The sequence below is a fragment of the Candidatus Frankia alpina genome (genome assembly GCF_902806485.1).
Classification (GTDB): domain Bacteria; phylum Actinomycetota; class Actinomycetes; order Frankiales; family Frankiaceae; genus Frankia; species Frankia alpina.
The window spans coordinates 1-2,112 of the sequence record NZ_CADCWT010000428.1; the positions used below are offsets into that span (position 1 = coordinate 1).

General features: G+C 66.1%; 1 protein-coding gene and 1 pseudogene. Both read right to left on the minus strand.

From position 1 onward, the window contains the following. The coding region (locus G6R25_RS23625) for a reverse transcriptase domain-containing protein (protein ID WP_473246931.1) at positions 1 to 1,403 on the minus strand (1,403 nt) is incomplete at its 3' end. Between the two features lie 60 nt (positions 1,404 to 1,463). Next, positions 1,464 to 1,823: pseudogene (locus G6R25_RS32120) on the minus strand (reverse transcriptase N-terminal domain-containing protein); the annotation flags it as partial. Positions 1,824 to 2,112: the final 289 nt, after the last annotated feature.

Consider the following 2,112-nt stretch of genomic DNA (forward strand, 5'->3'; position numbering starts at 1 on the left):
CCTAAGTGACGACGGGCGCAGTCAGCGTGCATGTATATCCCCGCACGCTTGGTTCCTGTCGTGCTTGTGTGGTGTCCAGCCCGGCCTTCCGCGTTTCCAGCGACGATGTCCTTTCGTTCGATCGCCGCGCGGAACATGCGGAACCAGTTCTCCCATTGTCCGGGAGAATCTGGTGTGCGGTCGGCGAACAGCAGGCTGTGGCCGCAGCCCGGACATCTGCCGCCCTGTGCGCGAAGAGCATGTTGGACAGACGATGCCAGTGGTGGGCTGTGGCGGGTCTGCCGTCGACGTCGGTCGGCCCAGTACGTGGCGAGGGCCGGGTCGTCCGGGGACGACCTGCCCGCGACCATGACGTGCCGGATGATCCGAGTCCAGGCGTATTTGTGCAGGTGGGCGCCTGTCTTGTGGTCTCCGAACACCCACTCGTCGTTCCTGGACCTGTTGAACGGGCCCCAGTAGCGTTGCCTGATCCACTGGCGGCCCTTGTTGGGGTGGGCGCCCCGCGCCCATTGGTCGAGCTGCACCCAAAGGGTCAGGTCCAGCCCGCTGAACGCTTTCTTCCCCACCCCTGTCCGGTAGTAGGCCGCCTGCCCTCTGATGATGGGGTTCAGCGCTCCTATCACGGCCGAGGCGGGCTGTCCCCGCAGCGCCCGCAGCTCGGCCTTCGTCCGCCGCCGTATCCTGACCAGCGCCTCCCCGCTGGGTTTGATGAACAGTTTCGGGCCGTCCTTCGTTCGGTAGCTCCGGACGTTGAACGAGAGGAAGTCGAACCCCTCGGTTACGGTGGTGATCCGAGTCTTTGCGTCGTTGAGGCGCAGACCCTTCGGCGCCAGCCAGACAGCAAGGCGTTCCCGCGCCGTTTCGGCCTGTTCCCGGCTGTGGCAGAGCACGACCAGATCGTCGGCGTACACGACGGCGGCGGGGCAGTCTCGTGCCAGTTCTCCATTCGGCCGGTATCTGACTCCGGCGGCTTCCTCTATGCCCTGTAGTGCTATGTTGAGTAGCAGCGGTGAAATCACCCCGCCCTGGGGAGTTCCCTCCGGGGTCGGGACGTACCGGTTGTTGTCGGCCACTCCCGCCCGCAGCCATCCCTCTATCTGTCCCCGCCCGGGGAAGCCGCGAAGGCGGTCGAGCAGGTGGTCATGGTCGATTCTGTCGAACGCGGCTTCCAGGTCCGCGTCGAGGATCCATCCGCGTCTCGCTCCTTTCCTGCCCGCCACGGAGAAAATCTTCTCGATCGCGTCATGACAGCCCCGTCCCGGCCGGAAGCCGTACTGGCAGGCATCCAGTCGGGCTTCCCACTCGGGTTCCAACGCGTTCTTGACCCGCTTCTGCTGGGCGCGGTCCGCGATGACGGGTATACCCAGCGGTCGGTCTTTTCCGTTCTTCTTGGGGACATGCACCCGTCGGACCGGGAGAGCAGCGGCACCCGACCCGTGGCATTGCAGCCATCGGGCCAGTACCGCTCGCTGCCGGGAGGCCATGGCGACCTCGCCATCCACGCCCGGGGTCCTTCGGCCGGAGTTGCGCTGGGCTACCTGCCGCACGCTGACCAGCGTGTTGGCGCGGCTACGCAACATCAGTTTCTGTAGATTTCGGGCGCGTTTGATGTCGCCCGCCTGCGTCGCCTTGAAGATCCTCTGCCGTAGCCGCGCTACCTGCCTGTCCTGCGACGACCAGTCGATGGCGTCCCAGCCCGGCAGGTCCTCGGATCCGTTCACCCCGGCGTCGGACACGGCAGACGCCATTACCACGGCGACACTGCTCGCGTACTGCGCCAAGGTGCCCAACGGGCCCCTCGGACTCGGGCGGTTCCTTGTCATCGGTGTGCTCCACAGGCCACCTGGCTCACGTCAGCTCCCTTTCGGGCCCAGGCAATGATCAGGCCTGGTATACGGCCAGTTACGCGGGCGCGGCCGGTCGAAGGTCCCGCCATCTGCGCCCGCCTTCCTGTCGCCTTTCGGCTGCCGCCGTTCGCTTCTTGAGCCATCCTTTCCCGCCGAGGGATTAGACCCACCTTGCGGTCGGCTTACCGGAGCCGGTCAGCTCTCCGGACCTCGACGGGGTTTCCGCGTTCCGCACATGTGAGACACGGCCGGGATGGGGTGCCCT